Below are 25,123 nucleotides of genomic sequence, written 5' to 3' on the forward strand. Positions count from 1 at the left end.
ATTCGAAAAACGCCCTTGTGCTATAAATAGCCAAGGGCGTTTTTTTATTTAGATCATCATTATGAATATTAATTATTCCGCTTCCATAGAGGCCCACCAATTGCATCAATCACTTGTGAGATTAGCACGGGCAGATATGGCGCGAGATTATTTATGTATTCGTTCGAAAAATCAGCATGGACTATCCAATATTAAAGTTAGTCAGTTGCACATGGGATTTATTTTATATGGGCAACAACAATTAAATCTTCAAACAAAACAAATCAATTTTAATGCCGGTGACCTATACATTATAAAACCCGATACGGTTATCGATGCAGTTAATCTGCCTGACCCTATAACGGGTGAATATCTCACTATTCTGGTGCCTATGTGTGACGAAGTCATTCAAGCTGCACAAATGATTTGGGCTAAGCCAGTTGTAGACAGAACTGAAGCAATATTAAAGTTTTCAATTGATGATTTCGCTATATCTTTAGCTGAGTGGCAAACGGCTTTATTTAATCATGACGTGGTGAAAGCACGTTTATGTATTACCGCCATACTTGTACAGTTATGCCAACAGCATTGTTCAGATGTGTTAATTGTACCGCCACCTAAATTGACAAAAATCATTCATGATTGGGTCATAGAGAATCCACAGCATCATTGGCAGTCTAGTGAGTTTGAAATACGACTAGGTTTGAGCAGTGCCACACTTCGCCGCAAGCTTAGCCATGAAAATACAACCTTAAGAGAAACGATTACGCATGCACGGCTTACTTCTGCACTTGAGTTGTTGTATTCGAAAAAGTTACCTATGAAAACTATTGCAGCAAAATCTGGATACCAGTCTGTTGCTATTTTTCGTGATCGCTTTGTAGAGCGTTATGGTATAGATCCTGCTGTGCTAGCTGCTGAATAAGTCAATTTGAGCGTTTCTTATCGCTTATTGAGCGATTTAAATAGATAAAAACGAATAGAGTTAAAGTATGAAGATACCAAGGACTCTATGATGAAATCATTAAAATCACTTACGATATTATTGCTACTGAGTGCCAGTACAGTCATACATGCGGAACAAACGCCAAGAGTACATCAAGTTGATGGTTATTTTTTACAACCAGTAGGAAACCTTAAGGTAACAGCATTGTTTGATGGCGAGTTGGGATTACCTCGTAGTGATTTATTGGGTATTTCAGCTGAAAAAGCCAATCGATTGTTTGCAGAAAACTTTGTTCCTGTAGATGAGCATAATCAAATTGTCACAGATTTCTCTGCCTATCTTGTTCAAACACCCACACAAAATATTTTAATTGATGCTGGCACTGCAAAATGTTTTGGTCCAACCTTGGGCCATGTGCGTGAAAATTTAAAGAAAGCAGGCGTACAGCCTGAACAAATAGATACCATCTTGATTACACATGCCCATCCTGATCATTTATGCGGTATTACACTTGATGGCAAAATGGCTTATCCGAATGCGAAAGTTTATCTGGCTAAAGAAGATGTAGATTTTTGGACATCGCCAGTGAATGAAGCAAAAGCTACCAATTTTTTTAAGCCAATATTTAAAATGACGAGAGATGCATTGCAGCCATATCAAAAGGCAGGGCAACTCGTTGCTTTTACAAAAACTTCTTTTAACGTACCGAATGTTCAACTCATCGTTACTCATGGTCATACTGAAGGTCATTCTTCATATTTAGTAGATGGAAAAAACGGTCAAAAGTTCTTAGGTCTAGGTGATGTTGTGCATTATGGTGCAGTACAGTTTCCTTATCCTGAAGCAAGCTACAAACCCGATACTCACTCGAATCAGGCTATAGCTGTTCGTAAAAGTATTTTTGAACAAGCCTATAAAAACCAATGGTGGGTAGGGGCAGCACATATCGCTTTTCCTGGCATTGGACACATTGGTAAAGGCTCAAAAGGATATCAGTGGATTCCTGCTCAATATCAGCCTACAAAATGACATTTCAAACCTATTATTAAAAGAATAATAGGTTTACAACAAGGCAAGTATATTTAAGCTAAATATTATTTATTTTGGCTAATAAACTAAGTTTTGTTTTTAAGATTAGATGAAAAGTGCTCTAAAGAGAGCACTTTTGTGTTGTCTATATTTTGGTCGAACTGTTGAGTTTTAAGAAATACATTTAAAACTAGAATTCTCTAATTTTAACTTATTAATTCTAATGAAATTTTTATTGTAAAAAAATGCTATTTTCAGATTGCTAAACTCCCAGTTAACGAGCAGTTTGTGCTATACTATACAGCTATATTTTTTTCGATTTTAGTTCAGTTTTCAGAACTAAATTTTTTGCAAGATCAAGACATATTAGCAGATGGAAATTTCTATCTGTAAGAAGGAGTATGCATGAGCGTATCGGAAATCCGACCGATTGCCATTGAGGATGAACTCAAGCATTCATATTTAGATTACGCAATGAGTGTAATCGTATCTCGTGCATTGCCGGATGTGAGAGACGGTCTGAAACCTGTTCACCGTCGTGTGCTATTTGCCATGCACGAATTGGGCAATGACTATAACAAAGCCTACAAGAAATCTGCACGTGTTGTTGGGGACGTAATCGGTAAATATCACCCTCATGGTGACTCAGCTGTTTATGAAACTATTGTACGTATGGCTCAAGATTTTAGCTTACGTTATTTATTGGTAGATGGTCAGGGTAACTTCGGTTCGATCGATGGTGATAGCGCGGCTGCAATGCGTTATACCGAAGTCCGTATGACTAAGTTAGCGCACGAGCTTCTTGCAGATCTAGAAAAAGACACAGTTGACTGGGAAGATAACTACGACGGATCTGAGCGTATTCCTCAGGTACTTCCAACACGTGTTCCTAACCTGTTAATTAATGGCGCTGCTGGTATTGCCGTAGGTATGGCAACTAACATGGCACCGCATAACATGACAGAAGTTGTGAATGCATGCTTAGCTTATGCTGACAATCCGAATATCTCGATTGAAGGATTGATGGAATATATTACTGGTCCTGATTTCCCTACAGGCGGTATTATTTACGGTAAATCAGGTATTGTTGATGCTTACCGTACAGGTAAAGGCCGACTACACATTCGTGGTAAATACCATTTCGAAGAAGATGAAAAGACAGGTCGTACAACCATCGTCTTTACTGAAATTCCATATCAAGTTAACAAGGCAAGAGTTATTGAACGTATTGCTGAGTTAGTTAAAGAGAAAAAACTTGAAGGCATTTCAGAGCTTCGTGATGAGTCTGACAAAGATGGTATGCGTATTGCAATTGACTTAAAACGTGGTGAAAACGCAGAAGTCGTTGTAAATAACTTATTCTTAAATACGCAGCTTGAAAACTCATTCAGCATCAACATGGTTTGTCTTGATAACGGACAACCAAAATTGATGAATCTGAAAGATATTATTGCGGCATTTATTCGTCACCGCCAAGAAGTAGTGACACGCCGTACCATGTTCGAATTGCGTAAAGCTCGTGAACGTGGTCATATCTTAGAAGGCTTAACTGTTGCTTTAGCCAATATTGATGAAATTATTGAAACCATCAAAACTTCTGCTAACCCAGCTGAAGCGCGCGAGCGTTTACTAGCTGGTGAGTGGGCTGGTGGTGGCGTTATTTCGTTACTTGAAAAAGCTGGTGCTATTTCTGTTCGCCCAGATGAAATCGAAGGTGAAAACCCAGATCGTCCATTTGGTCTAACTGAATCAATTTACCGTTTATCACCAACGCAAGTGGGTGCAATTTTAGAATTGCGTTTACATCGTTTAACGGGTCTTGAGCAAGACAAATTACATGCAGAATATACTGAAATTTTAGGTCAAATTGCTGAACTTACGGCAATTCTTAATGATTTCAATTTATTGATGGCTGTAATTCGTGAAGAATTAGCGCAAGTACTACAACAGTATGGTGATGGTCGTCGTACAGAAATTATTGAATCACGTATTGATTTTAGCCGTGAAGATTTAATTCCTGAAGAACAAGTTGTATTAACGGTTTCACAAACAGGTTATGCAAAAACTCAACCACTTTCAGACTATCAGGCTCAGCGCCGTGGTGGACGTGGTAAGTCTGCAACCTCAATGAAAGATGATGACTTTATTCAACATCTGATCGTGGCTTCAAATCATGCGACTGTACTCTGCTTTACTAACGTAGGTAAAGTGTATCGTCTTCGCGTATTTGAAGTACCTCAAGCATCACGTGGTGCTAAAGGCCGCCCGATTGTAAACTTGTTACCTTTAGATGCGAATGAAACAGTAACTGCTATCTTGCCGTTAACTGAATTCCCAGAAAACCATTATGTATTTATGGCCACAGCTTCTGGTACGGTTAAACGTGTTGATTTGGAGCAGTTTGCTAACATTCGTTCAAATGGCTTACGTGCAATTGAACTGAATGAAGAAGATACCTTGATTGGTGTTGCGATTACTGATGGTAATCAGCAGATCATGTTGTTCTCGAATGAAGGCAAGGCAATTCGTTTTGCAGAAACTGACGTGCGTTCAATGGGTCGTACTGCTAAAGGCGTCCGTGGTATGCGTGTTAGCTTTGCAAGCAGCACTTTAAGTGAAGAAGATGCAGAAGTTGAAAATGATGAATCTGATGACAACGAAGATTCAGCAGATTTAAATGTCGTAAGTCGCATCGTATCGCTTGTTGTTGTTCCTGAAACGGGCGAAGTGTTGTGTGCGAGTGCCAATGGTTATGGTAAACGTACTCCTGTAAATGACTTCCCAACCAAAAAACGTGGTGGTAAGGGCGTTATTGCGATTAAGACAAGTGAACGTAATGGTGAGCTTGTAGGTGCAGTATCTATTGATGAAAGCAAAGAACTGTTGCTTATTTCTGATGGTGGTACATTAGTTCGTACTCGTGCTGCTGAAGTTGCAATGACAGGTCGTAATGCACAAGGTGTTCGTCTGATTCGTTTAAGCGAAGAAGAAACTTTAGTGGGTGTTGTGTCTATTGAAGCTGTCGAAGATGAAGAAGAGTTTCTCGAAGGAGAAGTTGATACTTCAGAAGTAGATGGTGAAGATGCAGTTTCTACGAATGATGATGTGTCAGAAGAGTAAGTCTTAATTAAATAAAAAAGGAAGCGCAAGCTTCCTTTTTTTTTATGGTTTATTTGGAGTTATTAAAAATAAACACATCATAATTTCGATAATGTAGTGTTTTAACAGATGGATCTTTAGTTGCAAAATTATTAGGCTGACTTACGACAATCAAATCTTGCTTTTGCGTTAAAGCATCTTGAAGCTGTTGCTCACTCCATAAGTATTTTTTACGTTGCGGTTCAAACAACAAACCATCTTTAATTTCTAAAGAAGCACTATCTGAATGTACTGTATCCCATTGATTCACAATATATACAGGTTGTTTTAGCTGTAAAAGGAAAGGCACATCATAGAAATAGTAATTGTAGAAAACTATTTTTGTTGATGGTGTCATATATTCAGAAAAACTCGTTTCTCCCACATTATTTTTGGTATCTAAAATACGAACGGCAAATGGGACTGAACTACACAGAACAATTAAACTTATAAAAATATAGTTTAAATAGTTTAATTTCTGCTTTTTATATAACCAGACTAGAGCCAGTGGAAGCATAACCAATAGCGCGCCAATGATATAAATAAATACCGCTTGGTTTTGGAAAAAGGGTTGATGTGCACGTATAAAATGCGGTGTAGCAGCAATACCTATTCCAACAAACATAATAAATATAGGTAAACCCCAAACCTGTAATTTGGTTTTATAGTCACTTTTAATTACATGGTTGATAACAAGAGCCAAGAAAACAGCGAGCGGGGGCACAGCTGGTAAAATATAGCCAGCTAGCTTAGATGGAGGAATAGAGAAGAAAACCGTAACAGAAATAAACCACCATACAAGTAAGGCTAGTAAAGCGGATTTCTTATAATTTTGAAATACGGCTTTAATAGATTGAAATCTACTCGAAAGAATCCACGGTAAAAAACTGACAAATAAAATAAGCAGATAGAAACACCATGGTTGCTTATTATTAAACTCTTTTGAGCTGAATCGACTAAATTGCTGGTCTATAAAGAAATAATGTAAAAATTGAGGGTATTTAAGTTGAACTGCATAGAGCCATGGACTAACCAATAATATAAATAGCAAAATCGCCAAAGGGTTAAGCAATGACGGGATTTTTTTCCATTGTTTGGTGTAAAGCAACCACGGTAAGAGAATCATACCGGGAATTAACACACCAATCAGGCCTTTACTTAAGAACGCAGCCGCGCCTGCAAAATATCCTAAAAATAAAATAGATTTGCGTGCTGAAATTGTGAAATCAACAAAACATAAAACACTGACTGTAATCCATGAAGCAAGCAGTAGGTCATGGTTAATATATTCACTACTACCAAAAAACAGTAAATTGGTGCCTAAAATAATGGCAGTAAGTTGTGCTACACGTTCTGAAATGTGCTTTCTAACGAATAAGAATAGGCTGACGAGCATGAGTGTAGCTGCTAGCACTGGAACTAATCTCAACACCCAAATATGCATACCGAACAGTTCCATAAATATAGAACTTAACCAGTGTAATAGAGGGGGTTTATGCATAAATGGCAAGCTATTGATACGGGGAATCAACCAATCTCCCAACTCAAACATAGATCGACTAATATCTCCGTAGCGTCCTTCATCTGGCACAGAGAGAGGTCTTATCCAAGACAGAACAAACAACCAAATCGGTAAAAATATTAATAAGAATTTGGAACTACGAAGCCATTGCTGCATACATAATCCTTAATGTTGAAATGCAAAAAAACGATTAAGCAAGAAAGTCACAATTGAAGTCAGGACAATAGCCACACAAACCAATGTTGAAACAGGGGCGCTGAAATACAAATTAGAAAGTAAGAGAAAACTCTCATTGAATAAAAAACCTAATCCAGCGACTAATGTAAATTTGGGTAGTGTGCGTCGATGAGAAATATGCTGAGCTTTGAAAGTAAAAATACGATGCCCAAAATAGCTCACCCAATAGGCAAGTAGAAAGGCCACTAAATTGGCATACTGCAATGCAATGTTTCGTTTAAATAAGAGCATGACAATACTGTAGTGTGTAAGTGCCGCTGCGGCCCCAGTCGTGGTAAACCGGGCAAGCTGAAAAATATGTGCAAACATTAGAAACTAGAGAACGTATTTTCGGAGTGAGTAATTGGGTGTTCTTGCTTAATACGAGAATGTTCGGTTGAAACAATATATTTTGGTCGATTTTTAACTTCTGCATAAATTCGGCCAATGTATTCACCTAAAATTCCAATGAATAACAATTGAATGCCACCTAATAGCGTCATACCTGCTGCAAGAGTTGCCCAACCAGGTACAGAAATTCCTTCAATCAGAGTTTTAATAATGATCCAGACACCATAACTCATAGCGCCTAAAGCCAATAGGGCACCTAGATAAATACAAATTCGTAAAGGTAAATCTGAAAACCCAGTTAGACCCGACATTGCCAGATTGAATAATGACTTTACGTTAAAACTAGAGCGACCATGTTGACGTTCTTGCTCCGAGAAATTGATTCCGATACTTTTAAAACCGACCCAAGCATATAGACCTTTCATATAGCGATTTTTTTCTGGTAATTGTTTAATCGCCTCGACAACTTTTGCATCTAGAAGTCTAAAGTCACCAGCACTTTCAGGAATATCAATAGGCGAGCTTAAGTTTAATATGCGGTAATAACCGTGGGTTAAGGTTCGTTTTAACCATGATTCAGTGGTACGATTACGAATGCCATACACCATGTCATAACCATTTTTCCAAAGGTTAATCATGGTCGGAATTGCTTCAAAAGGATGTTGAAAGTCAGCATCAATCAGTAGTGCAACTTCACCATTTACATGGTCTAAACCTGCGCTTAAAGCAGCTTCCTTACCAAAATTTCGTGATAATTCCAGCACAACTAAAGGATAATCTTCGATCATCGTTTGCAAGATCGTAATAGTATCGTCCTTACTGCCATCATCGACCACAATAATTTCATAGCTAAGATTTTGTTGCTTTAAGCTGTTTGCTAAAGCTGGAATAAATGTCTTTAAATTCTCGGCTTCGTTATAAGCGGGAACAACGCAGGATAAAAAAGGTTTTGTGCTCATTGCATTGCCCCTAGTCTAGTAAGTTGGATGCCATTTTTCTGGCAATCAAGAGGGAACTGATCAGAAGAAAAATATTGGTATTCTTGGATTCGTGCATGCTGGATCGGATCTTGCTCACTTGGTGTAGAAAGTGAGGGATGGCACATAATCAGTAAGTGGTCTTTTGCTTGAGCAAGCCAATATTGATTCAGTTCGGCATAATCATTTTGTTTAAAGTCATAGATACCAGCGAAATATTCATTTTGGCTAAACTGGTAGGTTTGGCATGCTTTTGCTAAGGCATTTGAGCCAAGTGCAGAAAGCATATGAGTTTTAAAACGATAATGTGGTAGATAAATTGGATGTTGTAAATTACGTATCCAACCAGTGAAATTTTTCTCTTTTAAAAGCTGTAGCAAAATATCTCGTATAAACGGAAATTGATGGACATGTTGGTGCCCATCAATAAAATCGGGTTGTTTTCCCATGACTGAAACAAATGCATCCCATTGCTCTTCAATACACTGAGTAATTAATTCACGGTTAAGATTTGATGACCATGCGCGAAATATGAGTGCTGGTAATGAGAAAACCGTATTACCTGAAGTAAACGCATGAGTGAAATTTAAATGTAAGCCAATATCAATTTGATTCGAGAAAGGTTTAAGTTTGGCAGCAGCTGTTTCCCAGAGTTCAGATTGGGTCATACATGAGGTCGCTTGCAGTACTCCTCTTTCAATTAACTGAATAATTGCATGAGATATCTCTGCATTCATTGCAAAGTCATCTGCGCAATAACATACCTTTGCCATATCAAATTCCGTCATAGAACAGGGTAGCAGAGTTACCCTTTTAGGCTGCTGAAAAACTAAACAGTTTTACTATGGAGAAATTTCCTTAATTTCAACTTAAAGTTTTTTTAAGGTTTTATGACAATTGTTACTAATTAATAATTTGAATTTATTGGTTTTTTTATATTTTTATGGTCAATAATTTTTAAGAAATGACTTTTATCTATCAGATTTCATAGTAAATAAAAATATAATTTATGCTCCAAGTTTAGAAAACTCTTCACTTGGAGGCTTTTAAACGTGAATATGCCCAGATTAAAAAAATAAGACCGATTGTCGTAAGAAATATCAGTTTTGGTACAACTGTGGCTAACGGAACACCCATCTGATTAAGTTGTACAAACATTTGTACTCCATGTGTTGATGGTAAACACCACGCGAACCATTGTAGCCATTCAGGCATTGCTTGATGTGGCCATGCAGCGCCAGTTAATAAGAATAAGGGTACAGAGCTAAACACAATAATATGTCCAGCACGTTCTGGCATGTCTAAAAGTGAACCGATCAACATGCCTAATCCAATCACACAGCTAATAAAAATAGGAACAGCAACGAGTAAACCTGTGAAGTTTCCACCGTGTGGATAGTCGTTGAACCATAAGGTAAAACCAAAAAGATAAAAACTGCTTAAACAACCAATAGTAAACAGGCTGGCGAAAATTCCAGCGAAGCGAATAGCTGTAATTTTTTGGTGTTGCTCACGGTAGCTTGCAATCAACATCGCTAAACCTAACACAATGGTTTGATGAATAATTAAAGATGCAACAGCCGGAAAAATATAACTTCCATATCCTGAAAGGGGATTAAATAAAGGAACCTGATGGATAGAAAGTGCGGGTTGGAAATGAGTACGCTCTCCAAATTTTTCGACATATTCTTTTAAGGTGGCTTCAATGGATGTAGCTAGGCCTAAACCAATTTCTTTAGTTTTTAAAAAGTTCGTTGTACTCAAATATAAGCCAATTCCGCCCGTTTCTCCACGGCGTAAGCTTTGCGTTAAGTTGCTTGGTAAAAGTAAAATACCATCGGCTTTTTGTTCACGAACCATTTGTTCTGCTTGTAAGAAGTTGCTTGTAACGGTAACAATATGAACATGTGGGCTATTTGCACTTTGACCGATTAATTGAGAAGTTAAAAGGCTTTGCTCTTCATCAACAATTACGATTGGAATTGATTCTGCCCGCTCAGCTTTATAGGCAGTAGGGTAAAAAAAACTATAAAGAATGACCGATAAAATCAGAGTCGTGAAAACTGAACTATTCCCTACAATATCTTTAAAAGTTTGCAAATATGCATTTAAAAACTCTTTCATTGTGCTGCTCCCTGAATTAGTTTTTTAAGAAGCAAACAACTTAAGAAGAAATAAATAAGGCAATAACCCATAAGTATTAAAAAAGGAATCATAGAAATGAAAACTGGACTTCCAATCACCCATTGTTCAGTTTGCAGCTTGGCATAAGGGGTATAGGGAATAATGAGTGACCAAAATTTGGTAAAAATAGGAGCATTATTCAAAGGTAGTGTAACGCCTGCGAAACTTAAAGATGACCCACCATAGACAGCGATAAAGCCAAAAGTTTTGCTTAAATTTTTGGTTGCTAAAATAACTGTGCTGCTAATCAAAGCGTAGGCAAAATAAAGTAGGAACTGTGCAGATAGCAATAAACTAAGAGAACCCGCTACAAACCAGCCACGGATTTCGACTAGCCAAAACATCCATAACCATGTCCAGAAACAAAAAATAAGGCTATAGAGCAAATTTTTAGCCAATAAGCCTTGAATAAAACTTTCTCGGTTTACCCACGATGTTAATGTGCCACGTTTCAGTTCTTGTCCAATGGCAAAGGCAACACAGCAGCATAGCAATAGATGTAATACAGCTGGAACCATGAAGGGTTCTAAATAAAACTCATAGCTCATGCTTGGGTTATAAAGCGTTGAGATTTTGACATGAGCCGTAGGAACATCTAAATAGGGAATATTATTTGCGAGATAACTCTGGCCTGCGTAGTCTGCTAAAGCATTGAGGGTGCTGACCAACATTGCGGAGGAAATCGTATTCCCGACACTAAAAAAAGACTGGTTAAATGCAATGCTGATTTGAGCATCTTGCGCTTTCACAAAGCGTTTTTCAGCGCCGTCTGGAATGAAAACATAGCCCCAGATTTTTGTTTCATTGAGTAGTTGTTCCGCTTCTGTGGAGCTTGCCGTAATTGTTTTAATATCTACCGTATGATTTAAAGAAAGATACTTTTCAATATTACGGCTGAGTTCACTTTGGTCCTGATCAATAATCGCAATTGGTAAGTGTTCAGCTTTACCTGCGTAAAACATGCTGCTAAACATAAAAATGATAAAAGCAGGGATGAGTGTCACCATACACAAATCCCATTTGTTGCTTTTTAGATAGTTTAGTTCACGTAATATACTGGCAAACATGCTTTATTTTTCTTCTTTAATTTTAAATAGAACACTCATCCCAACTTTTAAATCTTGCACTGGACGTTCAGGTATAAGATGCAATTTAAAGCTGCGAATATCATAACCTCCAGTTTGGCGAGTCGTTTTTATAGTGGCAAATTCACCTTCAGCATCTATATTCTTAATTTTAAAATTCACATTCTGATTAAGTGCTGGAATGAATCCTTCAAGGGTTTTATTTTTATAAACAGAGGCATATTGATTTTCACCCACGTTTAAACTTACCCATAAATCATCATCTTCTAAAATGCTGACAACAGGTACACCCATAGCGACTAACTCAGAAGGCTTACCGTAAGTTTTTGAAACCGTACCTGAAATAGGAGAGAGTAAACGTGTTTCTTCCTCTAGTGCTTTTGCTTCACCTACAGCTGCTTTTGCAATTTCAACCTGTGCATCTGCTGTAGATTTTTGTTGGCTCGTACTGCCACGTTTTGCACGAGCATATTGTTGATAAGAGGCTTCACTTAATTCTTGAGCAGAGGTCTGTGCTGCGAGCATTTCATCTCGTCTTTGACGCGAAATTACCCCTTGTCTATATAAATTTTCCCCACGTTGGTAAGTGGTTTTTGCAAGGTTTGCTTGTGCTTTCGTGCTTTGCCAGTTGGCATAAAGAGTATCGATATTCTCTTGTTGAGAACCACGATCTACCGTAGATTGAAATGCTAAAGCAGATTGTAAGGTAGCCAAAGCTTGTTGCTTTTTAGCTTCTATTTCCGGGCTAACTAAACGAACAAGTGGCTGGCCTTTGGAAATTTTTTGGCCTTCTTGTACATAAATTTCTTCAATACGACTCGGAACTTTTGTGCTTACGTGAATTGTTTCGGCTTCAACTCGGCCTTGTAGTTCAATAGGCTTTGGCTGATAACTTTTCCATAAACCAAAAATAATTAAACCTAATAGGGCAATAATGATCAAACCAATAATCAGTTTAATTTTTGAATTTTTAGGTGGTGTGGAATCACTTTTATTTGTGCTTGATTCTTGCTGATCACCAGCTTGGTCATCTTTTTGAACTTGGTTGGTTTCTGCTGTATCCGCAACAGGAGCATCTTGTTCTGAATGAGCTGAGTCTTGATTCATTTTATACTCCCCTTAACGAATATAGTCGGTATGTGGTTGATTAACGTAAGCTTTAAACTGGTCAATTGAGCCGTGACTTTGTAGTAAGGTTGCGAGTGACATGACATATTTATAAGCATTTAAAGCCATTTCAGTTTTTAACGCACTTAATGCATTTTGTGCATCAATCACTTGGGTTGCTGTACCCATTCCTTCACGAAAAGACAGTTCTTGAATACGTAAGTTTTCTTGAGCAGCATTTACGTTTCTTTGTAAGAGCTGATGACTTTGCTGAGCAGAGTTAAGTTCGTTATATGACTTATTCAAAAGAGCTTCGATCTCTTGTTTAGTTCGTTCAGTCATGAGTTCAGAGGCATAGCGCTTCAATTCGGCAGCGTGAATATTCTTATTTTTATCTACACCTGAAAATAGGTTGTATTTTGCCATTACGCCGACAATCCAGTTTTCATTTTTATCGAGAGCATATTCACCAAAAGCAAAAAGACTTGGTTTTTTTGCAGCTTCCTGAGCTTGAATATTTACATTAGCCAGTTGAGTATCCATCTGCATTTTTTGTACAAGGCTAGATTTTTGCGAATAACTGCTTAAAAGTGATTCTAGAGACTGGCTTGGGGTCTTATTTACAAATAGTGGCGTACTTAAATCTATATTATTTTGTTGATGTAAAAGATTATTAAGACTGAAGCGACTGGCATTTAAGTTGGCTTGAGTATTTTGTAAAGTACGTTCCGCATTATTACGGGCGACTTCAAATTGCATGCGTTGCCCTTTACTAATAAATCCTTGTTGTTCGAGTTTTAGGGCGTTGCTGTAATGTTTTTGCATTGCATTAAAGTTAAATAAGCTACTCGCTACCAGTTGCTGCTGTAATTGAACATTAAAATAGCTTTGTACCACTTCAAACCGCTGTATATCTTGTTGTTGCTGGCTTGAAAGCTCTGAACGCTGTGCTTGAATATTTGCTAGTTTTTTTGCACTGCTAGTTAAGCCGCCTGTATAGAGTGGCATAACGACCGAAATAGAAGGGCGTACAACCTGATCTTCTATGGTCAGATTCGCATAATCGGGAAAGCGATTTATACCGTCATGGATGGTTTGATTTGCGCCTTCTTGGACTTGCCCCAGCACATCCGATGGAATGACATTGTTCCACTGTGAAAGTTTGTCATTGAGTCCTTGGCTTAAATCATTCTCAAGTTTTTGTTTAAAAGAGCCAAGAGGTACATCTGTTTCACTATGAAAAGCATAGGCTCTGACATTTAAATCAACTCGAGGTAATCCGAGGCCCTTTACGGCTTCAGCTTCTAATTGAGATGCTTGCTGTAATGCTTGGTTGGCTTGAGTACTATATGAACTTTTCAAAGCTTGTTGTTCTGCTTCTGCATAACTTAAGCTTTGGGCATATAAATGATTAGTGAAAAAAAAGCCTAAAGCCAAAGCAATATGTTTAGGTTTAAATGAAAAGGGAAAAATAGACTGTCTATATCGATGTGCTGGCATTTTAAATAACAATTTCTGGCATCCCTTATAGTTTAAATTTCTTGTTATTAAATTCAATTATCATATTGTTTATTATACATTTGTATAAAAACATTTTGATTTTAGCTCCTTTAATTATTGAATTTACTAAGCCAATATTTTTTCTAATATCTATCAAGGTATGTGAAATTATAATCACAAGTCAAGTTGATCTTTTTGCTTAAAATCTTTTTAAATTTGGAAGGCAGTAATTAACAGTAGGTAAATAGCGGCACCAATAATTGAAAAAATAAACTTAAATACAGTCCAGCATTGAAATATTTACTTGAGAAGCTGCTGCAAGCTTAAGCAATCTGTGGTTAAATGCCATTTTTATTGTGTTTGACTTTATACAAGGGAAAAATCATGCGCGCGTACAATTTCTGTGCTGGTCCTGCTGCATTACCTACTGCCGTTTTAGAAAAAGCTCAACAAGAATTGTTGGATTGGCAAGGTAAAGGTCTATCCATCATGGAAATGAGTCACCGTAGTGCTGACTATGTTGCTGTGGCTGAAAAAGCTGAAGCAGATTTACGCAAGCTAATGAATATTCCAGAAAATTATAAAGTACTGTTTTTACAAGGCGGTGCGTCATTACAATTTTCTGCGATTCCTTTAAACCTTTTAGGTAAGAACAGTAAAGCTGATTATATTGACACAGGCATCTGGTCTGAAAAAGCGTTAAAAGAAGCTCAACGTTATGGCGACATTAATGTTGTAAAAGCTGGTATTAAAGTAGATGGTAAGTTCGCAATTTCTGATCAAAGCGAATGGAATTTGTCTGATGATGCAGCATATGTACATTATGCAGATAATGAAACGATTGGTGGTTTACAGTTCGCAGGAATTCCTGATGTAAAAGCTCCACTCGTTTGTGACTATTCATCAAGCATCTTATCTGCTCCATTAGATGTGACCAAGTTTGGTTTGATCTATGCTGGCGCTCAAAAAAATATTGGTCCTGCTGGTTTAACAATTGTCATTATTCGTGATGACTTACTTGATCAAGCTAAACCAGAAATTCCAAGCATTTTAAAATATGGTGACCAAGCGAAAAATGGTTCTATGGTAAATACACCATCGACTTACGCTTGGTACTTGTCTGGTTTGGTATTTGAATGGTTGTTAGAGCAGGGTGGGGTAGATGCTATCCATAAAGTTAACCTTGAAAAAGCTCAGTTGTTATATGGTTATATCGACTCAAGTGATTTCTACAATAACCCGATTGCAATTCCGAACCGTTCAATTATGAACGTACCGTTTACCTTGGCAGATGAAGCTTTAGACAAGCAATTCTTAAAAGAAGCGGAAGCAAACCATTTGTTGAATTTAGCTGGACACCGTTCTGTAGGTGGTATGCGTGCAAGTATTTATAATGCTGTACCATTAGAAGGCGTACAGGCTTTAATTAGCTTTATGGATGATTTTGCAAAACGTAATGGTTAAGCAAATCAAATAAATAAAGCCCTCAAATGAGGGCTTTATTTTTGAATAAATTTTATAAACTAAAAAGGCACTAAACCAAGTTGGTGCATGAATATGGCAGCTAAAAACATACCCAATACAAAAAAGCAAAACGCACCAGTATCGACCTTTACGCGCAGGCTACTAGATTGAATGAGGCTGGTAGTTTGTTCGGGTATAATCTTCATTCAATAACCTAATTATTAAAATATTAGTGAAATTCAATTAGTTTCACCCTTTTTAGCACAAATAGTCGCCTGAATCCAGATATTACCGCGAATATATTCGCCAATATTAAAGTTTTTATACAAATCGTTTTTGGTCGCAATGCGCACTAATATGGCAGGAAGATCATCTTCTAAAACCAAAGTGACATCATAAAGAGTATATTCTGCCCCCATAAATGTCATAGAAGTTTTACCAACAATATTACCTTGGAACCATGCTTCATCTTCTTGACCAAGATTTTCGCCATATAAATATGCAACCATTTTAGAAAAATCAACAGTTACAGGTTCTTGATCTTCTGGGGTTTTTGGCTGCCATTCATTAATGAGTTCCTGTAGGTTTTCAGGAGCAACACCATTATGTTCAGTCAAAATTGCATTTAATGCACGGTGATGTTTAATTGAAGCTGGGTCATCAACAACAATTTTCTCGCCTGCTGGAACCGGTTCTAATTCATATGCCCATGCATTAAATTGAACTTGATAGTTTTGATTTTTGTCATATTGACAAGCGTTAACGCTAAATAAATTATCAAATGCATAAACAGTTGTATTTTTATTTAGTCTTAAACTTAACACGGCTTGCGTTGCAGACTCACAAGTAATGATACGTTCAATTTTTGCATTATATTGATATGGACTTTCAAAACTTGGAAACGCTGTTTTGAGTGCTCGAGGCTTTTGGTTTTCAACAGCAATAATCTGGTTGATTGTAACTTTTTGGTTTTGTGGGCCTTGGATCAACCAAAAAGATTGATCCATATCTTCTTCATATTCGCATAAGCCCATTGGCATTACTGGTGCATCAAGTGCTAGTCCTAACCATTTTGGTACATCTGTTTCAGGATGGGACGTCAATAGATTCCAATGTTCGCCATGACTACCAAAATTTTGGTCATTTACTTTAATTACTTCTGGACTGTTTTGATTTTTCATAAGCACGATGCTGTTGGGTTCACATTACTTGTTATATTAAATCGAGGGTGTTTACTATTTTTCAAGTCATCATGTGTAAATTCTCTTGTAAAAGCACATATTTAGTCATTTAAAGAGAAATGCGGCTTCTATTTATAAATTAAAAGTAAGCTTCATCTATAAAAACTTGAATGTTGAAATTAAAAATAAGTTTAATGTTTATTTCTACTCACCTTCGAAAAGCATCTGTTAGACTTAGATTTTTAGTGGAAATAGAGAATAACGTGCTGCCATTTAAGCTATGGGTAGACGCAGATGCCTTACCAAAAATTTTACGTGAAGTAATTTTGCGTGCATCAGATCGTTATCAGTTAGAAGTTATTTTTGTTGCCAATCAAAATGTTGGGATTACACCTTCTGTTCGTATTAAGTCAATACAAGTTTTAAGTGGCGCTGATCAGGCCGATAAAGAAATAGTTGATCGTATGACTGAAAATGACATTGTCATTACGCAAGATATTCCACTGGCAGCTCAAGTGATCGAGAAAGGGGGCGTTGCTATTCATCCGCGTGGTGAAGTCTATACAACTGCAAATGTTAAAGCACGTTTACATCTGCGTGATTTCATGGATACGCTTCGTGGTGCGGGTGTGCAAACTGGTGGACCGCCGCCTATTTCCGAGCGAGATAAGCGTGAATTTTCAAGTTCATTAGATCAAACAATTTTAAAGCAAAAACGTAAAACAGCTAAGTGAGCATCACATGCCATCGCAAACCAATTTGGCTTTAACTTATGCCTTGTTAGTGTTCATTTGGGCAACCACTCCATTGGCTATTGTTTGGAGTGTGTCTGATTTACATCTGATGTGGGCATTGTTGTTACGCTTTTTTATTGCATTGCCTTTGGCAGTCATCATATTACTGATTTTAAGAACACCTTTTCCGACTCATCGACAAGCAATTCATAGCTACATTGCCGGATCTTTTAGCTTAATTGGTTCCCAAATTTTTACTTATGCCGCAACCCAATATTTAAGTTCAGGCATGATTGCACTTATGTTTGGCTTAGCACCTATTATGGCAGGGCTTATTGGTCGGTTTGCATTTGGCCAACAACTTTATAAGCTGCAATGGTTGGGTATGGCAATTGCGGTTAGTGGGCTAGCGATTATTTGTTTGAGCGGTGCAAATCAGCATGTGCATCCGTTTGGTATTGTCCTTATGCTGATCAGTGTGTTTGTTTATTCTTTTTCAATTTTCTGGGTTAAGAAAGTTAATGCTCAGATCCAGCCGATGGCTCAGGCAACTGGTTCTATTTTAGTGTCTTCTGTTTTTGCTAGTTGTTTTATTCCATTTATTTGGCAATATGCACCGACACATTTGCCAGAAGCTAAATCTTTATTTGCCTTAATTTATACGGTACTCATGGCTTCATTAGTCGCCATGTTTTGTTATTTCAAACTTATACAAAATATTCAGCCAACGACTTTATCTTTAACTACAGTAATTACACCAATGTTAGCTATGATGATTGGAGCTGCCTTAAATCATGAACAACTTTCGATTATGGTTTTTGTAGGGGCTTTAATCATCTTGTCTGGACTCTTTTTATATTTCTATAAAGACATTCAGGCAAACCGGAACTTTGCTCAACATATGAAGTCTAAATAGGAGAAGATTGGGGTAATTTGTTGAGCTTATTCATTAAATTGTTCTAATTCGTAGCGAAATGCATGATCAAATTGATCTCCTAACTTAAGTAGTAGAAAATAGCGCAGCAATATAATATTAGGATTGTTAAGGGAAGATCAGAACTTACTGATTTTTAAACCTTAATACAGCATCTAACGATATGGCCAAATAGTAAATGTGAATGTAATTTGACATTAGCATCTGCTATTTCCCATCAATCACCTTGGATTTAGAAGGTATGTTTAAACCAATCTCACTGTATATAGGGTTGAGATATACTCGCGCAAGACGCAGTAATCATTTTATTTCTTTTATTGCATTGGTTTCGATGGTCGGTTTGACACTAGGTGTCGCAGTGCTGATTACGGTACTTTCTGTAATGAACGGTTTTGATCGCGAATTGAAAAACCGTGTTTTGGGAATGGTGCCGCAAGCGACAGTTTCATCTACACAAATCCTTACGGATTGGCCTGAACTGGTAAAGCGAGTTGAACATCATCCACATGTAACAGGGGTTGCACCTTTTACCCAATTGCAAGGTATGTTAACCGCGCAAGGGCAAGTCGCTGGTATTATGGTGACGGGTATTGACCCAAAATATGAAAAGAATGTTTCTATTATTCAAAATCATATTGTTGCCGGAAGCTTAGATTCACTTAAAAAAGGTGAGTTTGGTATTGTGCTTGGTAAAGATATGGCTGATTCATTGGGCTTACGTCTAAATGACAGTGTGACATTGGTTTTACCAGAAGCAACCCCATCTCCAGCAGGTGTAGTACCGCGTTTCAAGCGTTTTAAAGTGGTTGGTATTTTTAGTGTAGGCGCTGAAGTTGACTCTATGGTGGGTTATATCGCCCTATATGATGCTTCAACCTTATTACGCTTACCAGATGGTGCCCAAGGTGTTCGTTTAAAACTAGATGATATTTTTGCAGCGCCACAAGTTGCCGATGATTTGGTAAAAAGTTTACCAAGCAATTTCTATGCAACGAACTGGACTTATACGCATGGCAATTTGTTTAATGCCATTCAAATGGAAAAAACTCTAGTTGGTTTGTTGCTTGTACTTATTATTGTGGTTGCAGCATTTAATATTGTTTCGTCATTGGTCATGGTTGTAACTGATAAAAAATCAGATATTGCAATTTTGCGTACTTTAGGCGCTTCGCCATCAATGATTACTAAAATATTTATGGTTCAAGGCACCGTGATTGGTGTGATTGGTACCGTTGCAGGTACGGTTTTAGGTGTTATTTTAGCTTTAACCATTAGCGATATTATTTCATGGTTTAACAATGTGTTGGGCTTAAATCTATTTGATGCTTACTTTGTGCATTACCTTCCATCTTATTTAAGATGGCAAGATGTGACGATTATCGTGATTGTTTCTTTACTTTTAAGTTTCTTGGCGACTATCTATCCGGCGCTTCGTGCTGCCAAAGTTCAACCTGCCGAGGCTTTGCGCTATGAGTAAAATTGTTTTAGAAGCGAAAGAAATATATAAACATTTTGATGATGGTAAATCTAAAGTTGAAGTCATTAAAGGTCTTTCTTTACAAGTTGAAGCAGGGCAGTTTGTTTCTATTGTCGGTGCAAGTGGTTCAGGTAAAAGTACTTTGCTTCATGTGCTAGGTGGTTTAGAGCAACCAACTCAAGGGCAAGTATTTTTAAATAGTCAGCGTTTTGATAATTTAGGTGAAGCCGAGCGTGGTTTTCAACGCAACCAATACCTCGGTTTTGTTTATCAATTTCACCATTTATTACCTGAGTTTTCTGCGCTTGAAAATGTGGCGATGCCTTTAATGCTTCGAGCGGATAGCCAATTTAAATCGGTAAAAGCACAAGCTGAATATTTACTTGATCGAGTTGGGTTATCTCATCGTATGGACCATAAGCCAGGTGAGCTTTCAGGTGGTGAGCGCCAACGTGTGGCTTTAGCGCGTGCTTTAGTCACCAAACCAGCGGTTGTTTTAGCAGATGAGCCAACAGGTAATTTAGACCGTAAAACAGCTCTAGGTATTTTTGAGTTACTGACAGATCTTAAGAAAGAACTAAACATGGCAATGTTAATTGTGACCCATGATGAGCATTTAGCTCAGGCTGCTGACTCTATTTTGCATATGCAAGATGGACTCTGGGTGAGTGGTTCTTAAAAATTGTCATTAAATCACATTGTTAAAGCCCACTCAGTTGGGCTTTAATTTTGCCCCTAAAAAGATAATGATTATGACGTTGAATGTTAAAATTTATTTTAATGGGGTGGATTGGGGGTATTGCATTTATGGGGATAGATATCCCTCTCATCATGCAATATGGTTGGATCGGTAAAGTATTAATCGTTATAGGTTTTATTTTTTATATTTTTAAGGGGCATACATTTTTAAATCGACTCATATTAAAAGCCATTTACTGTCTAGTCTGCGCTATTAGTCTTTTTACTATAGGACATCAATATGCTCAGAATGCCTTAAATGAAAGATTACAACTGCGACAAATGCAGCCTAAATCTTTAGATATAGTTGTGTATGTAGACCACATAAGTGAAGAAAAAGAAGATAAAACACAGCAACCCGTTCAGGTATTAGGGCAGTCCTTACATCCCGTTAACTGGCTATTATATTTAAAAAGCCAAAAAGTAAACTCAGCGATAGATGAACCAAAATTACAATTAGGTCATTACTATCGAATTTCGGGTAAAACCAGACCAGCTCATAGCTATGCAGTGGCAGGAGCTTTTGATCAAGAACAATGGTTTATTCAGCGAGACATAATGTCTGGTTTTAGTGTTCAGCATATTGAGTCTTTAAGCTCTAATGAAATGTATCGGTTGGGTTATCAACATCATTTAAAAGAGCAACAAAAGTTTTTTAACAGACAACAATTAAATATAGAAAAATTGCGTCTAAAATTTAGATTGATGCTACAAAAATCTCCTTTGCAAAATAAAGGGCTATTATTAGCTTTATTAACAGGGGACGAAAGTCTCTTAAATGATGAGATTAAAAATCAATTTAAGGAATTAGGAATCTCTCATTTGTTGGCGATTTCAGGGCCTCATGTGCTCATTTTTGCCATCATCTTGTCTTGGGGATTACATCAATTAGTACGGCGTTATTATCCGCAGCTTTACTTGTATCAGCCTAAACAAATTTGGGCCATGATTCCATTATGTTTCGGTGTTTTGATTTATACGGCATTTGTTGGTTTTGAAATTCCCGCCTTAAGAACTTTACTTTCAGTATTTTTATTTGCTTCTTTATTATTGATCAAACTGCCTGTTAAGCCATTTTCACTGTTAGTTTATAGTGCAAGTCTACTTTTATTTTTCGATCCTTTCAGTGTTTTATCTGCAGGCTTTTGGCTCTCTTATGGTTCCTGCTTTATTTTATTACGTATTTATCAAACTATAGAACAAGTTCCAAAACTAGTTTCAATGAGTCTGTTATCTAGAATCATTCTTTTCGGCAAAATCTTAATTGATTCTCAAGGCAAAATATTTATTGCTCTATGTCCTTTAATGTTGGTTTTCTTTCAACAGATTTCATGGGTTGCGCCTTTTACAAATATTATTGCGGTGCCTTTACTCGGAGGGGTAATTGTTCCTTTAAATATTTTTGCTGCTTGTATATGGCTTATTTTTAATCCTATTGGAAATTTATTTTTTCAAATTAATGATATTTTGCTCAGTATGGTGCTGACATGCTTTAGTCTTTTAGAGAAATTATCTCTACCATTACAAGGCTTTAGCCTGACAACACTTGATTTAGTTTGCCTTAGCTTCGTTATTATTATCTTATTTTTACCGCGTGGGGTTTTACCAAAATCTTGGGGACTCATATGCTGTTTACCCTTGGTTATTCCAAATAAGTCGTCCCAGCAAATTCAATTAAATATTATAGATGTGGGACAGGGGCAAGCTATTTTCTTGCAACATCCAGAGCAGACATGGCTCATAGATACAGGCGGTTCTTATGATGAGAAAGCCTTTAGTATTGGTCAAAATGTGGTGATTCCATATTTACGTCAAAAGGGAATTAGACAACTGGATCACGTCGTACTATCTCATCTTGACCAAGATCATAGCGGAGCATTTCCTTCTATCGCGCAAGCTTTTCCTATTAAACAAGTCATATCAAATGAATTATGGAAAGAGCAAATTAAAGAACCTTTTACTTATTGTCATCAAGGGCAAAAATGGCAATATCCACAATTAGATATTAAAATTCTTTGGCCTAAAGAAAAAGATTTAAATTTAGTTTCTTTAAATCAAAACCAATATTCTTGTGTGGTTTATATTCATTTAAAACAGATTAATGGTTATCAAAACTATTTAATTATGGGGGATGCAGGGTGGGAAGCAGAATATCAACTAATGAAAGAATATCCTGATTTAAAGGTAGATGTCTTGGTCTTAGGTCATCATGGTAGCAAGCATAGTTCAGCCTATGACTTCTTAGCGAAGTTAAACCCCAAGCTTGTTATTGCGTCTGCCGGTTTTAATAACCGATATGGTCATCCAAGCAAAGGGGTTTTAGCGAGAATACAAGAACTTAATATTCCATTTAAAAGCACAGTTGAGCAAGGAACATTAAGTTTTGTATATGAGAATCATCAAATGATTTTATACACTCGACGTTTCGAGCGTACTTGGCTTCACAGAAATTTGTGAAGCTTCTGCTTTAAGCTTATCCACAATTTGAAGAGCTTCAGTTGGATCAATATTATAAATATTATCTAAAGCAGGATTTGCTTTAAAACGTTTATAGCTCCAATGGTAATGTTCTGGATAACGATGGATGAGTTGTTCAATAGCCTGATGAATGACATAAGTTCCATCATCTGCACTACCTTCGTAGATTTTCTCATCCATAGGTTCAACGTGCATCGTGAAACCGTCATTTTCGTTACGAATCGCGTAAAGGAATAAAGCTTTTGCTTTAGTTTTTTGAATAAGCTTGGTACTTAAATTACTTGAGGCAAGCGGAACACCAAAATAATTGATCATACTGCCGCCGACGTTAGGGGTATGGTCAGGCAAAATTACGGTAGTTTCACCTTGTTTTAAGGCTTTAAAAATTTGTCTTACACCAGTTTCGTCAGTAGGAACCAAGTGAGCTTGTTCACGACTACGTGCTTCTCGAACAAAACGGTCTGCATCTTCATTCTTTACTGGCTTGTATAAAATTGTCATTGAAGTGAATTGTGAACACCAAGCATTCAGGATTTCCCATGTACCAAAATGTGGAACAATCAAAACCACACCTTTTTTTGCTGCAAGTGCTTCATGAAAGTAATGCTCACCTTCAATATGATGAATTCTTTCGATATTCTTACTATTTGATGAGCCCCAAATACTTAAAAATTCAAAGTATGAGGTGACTTCATTACGAATAGCTTGTTGCGTAATTTCTATTCGCTGCTGTGGCGTTAAATGTGGAAGGGCGATTTGTAGATTTAGTTCTATACTTTTTGATGTTTTAGTAATTTTTAAAGTATTGATTAACCCTGCCAACATACGAGCAAGAAAACGTCCAAATTGAATTGGCTGGCGGCTAAAAGTTTTGAGTAGGTAGTAGTTCATGCTTTTTGTATCTAATTTGGTCATCTATCGCGGTAAAAAGGAAGCAATAATTAAAAAAAGATAAAATTATTATAAATGAAATCATATTATTTAGACAGTTTTTATCAAATCAACGTATATAATGACATCATTTTAGATTAATTTGGATTGGAATTTTATGTCCGATTGGCCACCAAAACCACAAAATGAACCTATAATCCCTAAACAAAATGGACCAGAATGGCAAATTCTTGAGAAGGCTGTACTTGCTTCAGTAGAGGAGCAGCGCCGTAGTCGCCGTTGGGGAATCTTCTTTAAAACATTAACTTTTATTTATTTATTATTCATTATTGTACTCATGGGTAAAGGCTGTTCAACCAGCAAAGAAGGCTCTGCTGTAAGTAGCAGTAGTGCCCATTTGGCTGTAGTGGATATTATTGGAACTATTGATGCTTCGAGTAATCAATCAGTAAATAGTGAAGATACCAATAAAGCGCTTAAACGTGCTTTTGAAGCTTCAAATAGTAAAGCTATTGCACTTAATATTAACTCACCTGGCGGTTCCCCAGTTCAGTCTGATGAAATCTGGCAAGAGATTCGTTATTTGAAAAAACAGCATCCAGATAAAAAGGTTTACGCTGTGATTGGTGATATGGGCGCATCAGGTGCTTATTATATTGCGTCTGCTGCGGATGAGATTATTGTCAATCCATCAAGTCTAGTCGGCTCAATTGGTGTGATCATGCCTAACTATGGGATTACTGGTTTAGCTCAGAAACTTGGCATTGAAGATCGCACTTTAACGGCAGGAACGAATAAAGACATTTTAAGTATGACAAAACCGATTGATCCTGTGCAAAAGCAACATATTCAATCTGTTCTTGATAATGTCCACACTCACTTTATCACTGCAGTTAAAGAAGGGCGTGGAAAGCGTTTGAAATCGAACGATCCAGCTATTTTTTCTGGTTTATTCTGGACTGGCGAACAAGCAATCCAATTGGGCGTTGCTGACCGTTCAGGTAACATTACGAGCTTGATGCGTGAACTAAACCTTGATAATAAAGTTGACTACACAATTGAGCGCAACCCATTACAATCCATTTTAGGTCGTATGGGGGCACAAATCGGGCAAGGGGTAAGTGAATCTATTGCTCAAGAAGTGCAGACTCGTCAAAGCGCAAAATTACAATAAAATCTGTTTTAGGATAGC

Annotated in this window: 21 protein-coding genes and 1 pseudogene; 10 read left to right on the plus strand and 12 right to left on the minus strand. The window is 37.2% G+C overall.

The window, feature by feature from the left end; translation table 11 throughout:
* The first annotated feature begins 61 nt into the window (after positions 1 to 61).
* From ACS604_RS11625 to gyrA, 3 genes are all read left to right on the plus strand, one after another.
* Complete coding sequence (locus tag ACS604_RS11625) at positions 62 to 904, plus strand: helix-turn-helix domain-containing protein (RefSeq protein WP_474771841.1); 843 nt, start codon at positions 62 to 64, stop codon at positions 902 to 904.
* A 90-nt stretch (positions 905 to 994) separates the two neighbouring features.
* Positions 995 to 1,954, plus strand: coding sequence for an MBL fold metallo-hydrolase (locus tag ACS604_RS11630; RefSeq protein ID WP_474771842.1), 960 nt, complete (start codon positions 995 to 997; stop codon positions 1,952 to 1,954).
* A 405-nt stretch (positions 1,955 to 2,359) separates the two neighbouring features.
* Complete coding sequence (gene gyrA, locus ACS604_RS11635) at positions 2,360 to 5,074, plus strand: DNA gyrase subunit A (RefSeq protein WP_004790593.1); 2,715 nt, start codon at positions 2,360 to 2,362, stop codon at positions 5,072 to 5,074.
* A 49-nt stretch (positions 5,075 to 5,123) separates the two neighbouring features.
* Here gyrA and ACS604_RS11640 read toward each other — a convergent pair whose 3' ends face one another.
* The 8 genes from ACS604_RS11640 to ACS604_RS11675 form a co-directional block, all read right to left on the minus strand.
* On the minus strand, positions 5,124 to 6,770 hold the full coding sequence (locus ACS604_RS11640) for a glycosyltransferase family 39 protein (protein WP_312821128.1): 1,647 nt from the start codon (positions 6,768 to 6,770) through the stop codon (positions 5,124 to 5,126).
* Positions 6,771 to 6,779: 9 nt separating this feature from the next.
* A complete protein-coding gene (locus tag ACS604_RS11645; protein WP_151964208.1) occupies positions 6,780 to 7,160 on the minus strand; it encodes a GtrA family protein in 381 nt (126 codons plus the stop codon).
* A complete protein-coding gene (locus ACS604_RS11650) occupies positions 7,160 to 8,140 on the minus strand; it encodes a glycosyltransferase family 2 protein (protein ID WP_474771843.1) in 981 nt (326 codons plus the stop codon). The genes ACS604_RS11645 and ACS604_RS11650 overlap by 1 nt, the downstream gene beginning before the upstream one ends.
* The gene (locus ACS604_RS11655) at positions 8,137 to 8,931 is read right to left on the minus strand and encodes a ChbG/HpnK family deacetylase (protein WP_474771844.1); all 795 of its coding nucleotides are present in this window, start codon (positions 8,929 to 8,931) and stop codon (positions 8,137 to 8,139) included. Before ACS604_RS11655 ends, ACS604_RS11650 begins: the two co-directional genes overlap by 4 nt.
* Positions 8,932 to 9,190: 259 nt before the next feature.
* A complete protein-coding gene (locus tag ACS604_RS11660) occupies positions 9,191 to 10,282 on the minus strand; it encodes an A1S_2622 family ABC transporter permease subunit (protein ID WP_474771845.1) in 1,092 nt (363 codons plus the stop codon).
* On the minus strand, positions 10,279 to 11,409 hold the full coding sequence (locus ACS604_RS11665) for an ABC transporter permease (protein ID WP_353155127.1): 1,131 nt from the start codon (positions 11,407 to 11,409) through the stop codon (positions 10,279 to 10,281). The genes ACS604_RS11660 and ACS604_RS11665 overlap by 4 nt, the downstream gene beginning before the upstream one ends.
* Positions 11,410 to 11,412: 3 nt before the next feature.
* The gene (locus ACS604_RS11670) at positions 11,413 to 12,534 is read right to left on the minus strand and encodes an HlyD family secretion protein (RefSeq protein WP_353155125.1); all 1,122 of its coding nucleotides are present in this window, start codon (positions 12,532 to 12,534) and stop codon (positions 11,413 to 11,415) included.
* Positions 12,535 to 12,546: 12 nt separating this feature from the next.
* The gene (locus tag ACS604_RS11675) at positions 12,547 to 14,034 is read right to left on the minus strand and encodes a TolC family protein (protein ID WP_474771846.1); all 1,488 of its coding nucleotides are present in this window, start codon (positions 14,032 to 14,034) and stop codon (positions 12,547 to 12,549) included.
* A 384-nt stretch (positions 14,035 to 14,418) separates the two neighbouring features.
* Between ACS604_RS11675 and serC the strand changes: the two genes are divergently transcribed.
* Complete coding sequence (gene serC, locus ACS604_RS11680) at positions 14,419 to 15,498, plus strand: 3-phosphoserine/phosphohydroxythreonine transaminase (RefSeq protein WP_474771847.1); 1,080 nt, start codon at positions 14,419 to 14,421, stop codon at positions 15,496 to 15,498.
* Between the two features lie 59 nt (positions 15,499 to 15,557).
* Here the strand turns inward: serC and ACS604_RS11685 are convergent, their stop codons facing one another.
* Positions 15,558 to 15,704: a hypothetical protein gene (locus ACS604_RS11685; RefSeq protein ID WP_004790612.1), complete on the minus strand. Its 147-nt coding sequence runs from the start codon at positions 15,702 to 15,704 to the stop codon at positions 15,558 to 15,560.
* A gap of 33 nt (positions 15,705 to 15,737) precedes the next feature.
* Positions 15,738 to 16,679 carry a hypothetical protein gene (locus tag ACS604_RS11690; RefSeq protein ID WP_474771848.1) on the minus strand — a complete coding sequence of 314 codons (942 nt, stop codon included), beginning with the start codon at positions 16,677 to 16,679 and terminating at the stop codon, positions 15,738 to 15,740.
* A gap of 245 nt (positions 16,680 to 16,924) precedes the next feature.
* Between ACS604_RS11690 and ACS604_RS11695 the strand changes: the two genes are divergently transcribed.
* Both ACS604_RS11695 and ACS604_RS11700 read left to right on the plus strand, forming a co-directional pair.
* Complete coding sequence (locus tag ACS604_RS11695; RefSeq protein WP_014207405.1) at positions 16,925 to 17,413, plus strand: YaiI/YqxD family protein; 489 nt, start codon at positions 16,925 to 16,927, stop codon at positions 17,411 to 17,413.
* 7 nt (positions 17,414 to 17,420) lie between these two features.
* The gene (locus ACS604_RS11700) at positions 17,421 to 18,329 is read left to right on the plus strand and encodes a DMT family transporter (RefSeq protein ID WP_474771849.1); all 909 of its coding nucleotides are present in this window, start codon (positions 17,421 to 17,423) and stop codon (positions 18,327 to 18,329) included.
* A gap of 29 nt (positions 18,330 to 18,358) precedes the next feature.
* Here the strand turns inward: ACS604_RS11700 and ACS604_RS11705 are convergent.
* A pseudogene (locus ACS604_RS11705) lies at positions 18,359 to 18,439 on the minus strand (PilZ domain-containing protein); the annotation flags it as partial.
* Positions 18,440 to 18,588: 149 nt separating this feature from the next.
* Here ACS604_RS11705 and ACS604_RS11710 point away from each other — a divergent pair.
* From ACS604_RS11710 to ACS604_RS11720, 3 genes are all read left to right on the plus strand, one after another.
* Entirely contained in the window at positions 18,589 to 19,824 is a 1,236-nt protein-coding gene (locus tag ACS604_RS11710) for a lipoprotein-releasing ABC transporter permease subunit (RefSeq protein ID WP_004790618.1), read from the plus strand.
* Positions 19,817 to 20,503: an ABC transporter ATP-binding protein gene (locus tag ACS604_RS11715; RefSeq protein ID WP_474771850.1), complete on the plus strand. Its 687-nt coding sequence runs from the start codon at positions 19,817 to 19,819 to the stop codon at positions 20,501 to 20,503. Before ACS604_RS11710 ends, ACS604_RS11715 begins: the two co-directional genes overlap by 8 nt.
* 83 nt (positions 20,504 to 20,586) lie before the next feature.
* Complete coding sequence (locus ACS604_RS11720; protein ID WP_474771851.1) at positions 20,587 to 23,019, plus strand: DNA internalization-related competence protein ComEC/Rec2; 2,433 nt, start codon at positions 20,587 to 20,589, stop codon at positions 23,017 to 23,019.
* Here ACS604_RS11720 and ACS604_RS11725 read toward each other — a convergent pair.
* Positions 22,972 to 23,955, minus strand: a complete 984-nt coding sequence (locus ACS604_RS11725; protein WP_474771852.1) for a lysophospholipid acyltransferase family protein — start codon at positions 23,953 to 23,955, stop codon at positions 22,972 to 22,974. The two genes, ACS604_RS11720 and ACS604_RS11725, sit on opposite strands and share 48 nt — an antisense overlap.
* A 133-nt stretch (positions 23,956 to 24,088) precedes the next feature.
* Here ACS604_RS11725 and sppA point away from each other — a divergent pair, with 133 nt between their 5' ends.
* The gene (gene sppA / locus ACS604_RS11730; protein ID WP_004790623.1) at positions 24,089 to 25,105 is read left to right on the plus strand and encodes a signal peptide peptidase SppA; all 1,017 of its coding nucleotides are present in this window, start codon (positions 24,089 to 24,091) and stop codon (positions 25,103 to 25,105) included.
* The last annotated feature ends 18 nt before the right edge of the window (positions 25,106 to 25,123 follow it).

This window comes from Acinetobacter sp. Li1LvA2, assembly GCF_056156705.1.

Coding starts and splice junctions, on each gene's coding strand:
- ACS604_RS11700 (WP_474771849.1), top strand. CDS start 17,421: ATGCCATCGCAAACCAATTTGGCTTTAACTTATGCCTTGTTAGTGTTC.
- gyrA (WP_004790593.1), top strand. CDS start 2,360: ATGAGCGTATCGGAAATCCGACCGATTGCCATTGAGGATGAACTCAAG.
- ACS604_RS11650 (WP_474771843.1), bottom strand. CDS start 8,140: ATGAGCACAAAACCTTTTTTATCCTGCGTTGTTCCCGCTTATAACGAA.
- ACS604_RS11720 (WP_474771851.1), top strand. CDS start 20,587: ATGTTAAAATTTATTTTAATGGGGTGGATTGGGGGTATTGCATTTATG.
- ACS604_RS11655 (WP_474771844.1), bottom strand. CDS start 8,931: ATGGCAAAGGTATGTTATTGCGCAGATGACTTTGCAATGAATGCAGAG.
- sppA (WP_004790623.1), top strand. CDS start 24,089: ATGTCCGATTGGCCACCAAAACCACAAAATGAACCTATAATCCCTAAA.
- ACS604_RS11685 (WP_004790612.1), bottom strand. CDS start 15,704: ATGAAGATTATACCCGAACAAACTACCAGCCTCATTCAATCTAGTAGC.
- ACS604_RS11725 (WP_474771852.1), bottom strand. CDS start 23,955: ATGACCAAATTAGATACAAAAAGCATGAACTACTACCTACTCAAAACT.
- ACS604_RS11630 (WP_474771842.1), top strand. CDS start 995: ATGAAATCATTAAAATCACTTACGATATTATTGCTACTGAGTGCCAGT.
- ACS604_RS11670 (WP_353155125.1), bottom strand. CDS start 12,534: ATGAATCAAGACTCAGCTCATTCAGAACAAGATGCTCCTGTTGCGGAT.
- ACS604_RS11625 (WP_474771841.1), top strand. CDS start 62: ATGAATATTAATTATTCCGCTTCCATAGAGGCCCACCAATTGCATCAA.
- ACS604_RS11710 (WP_004790618.1), top strand. CDS start 18,589: ATGTTTAAACCAATCTCACTGTATATAGGGTTGAGATATACTCGCGCA.
- ACS604_RS11675 (WP_474771846.1), bottom strand. CDS start 14,034: ATGCCAGCACATCGATATAGACAGTCTATTTTTCCCTTTTCATTTAAA.
- ACS604_RS11640 (WP_312821128.1), bottom strand. CDS start 6,770: ATGCAGCAATGGCTTCGTAGTTCCAAATTCTTATTAATATTTTTACCG.
- ACS604_RS11690 (WP_474771848.1), bottom strand. CDS start 16,679: ATGAAAAATCAAAACAGTCCAGAAGTAATTAAAGTAAATGACCAAAAT.
- ACS604_RS11660 (WP_474771845.1), bottom strand. CDS start 10,282: ATGAAAGAGTTTTTAAATGCATATTTGCAAACTTTTAAAGATATTGTA.
- ACS604_RS11665 (WP_353155127.1), bottom strand. CDS start 11,409: ATGTTTGCCAGTATATTACGTGAACTAAACTATCTAAAAAGCAACAAA.
- serC (WP_474771847.1), top strand. CDS start 14,419: ATGCGCGCGTACAATTTCTGTGCTGGTCCTGCTGCATTACCTACTGCC.
- ACS604_RS11715 (WP_474771850.1), top strand. CDS start 19,817: ATGAGTAAAATTGTTTTAGAAGCGAAAGAAATATATAAACATTTTGAT.
- ACS604_RS11645 (WP_151964208.1), bottom strand. CDS start 7,160: ATGTTTGCACATATTTTTCAGCTTGCCCGGTTTACCACGACTGGGGCC.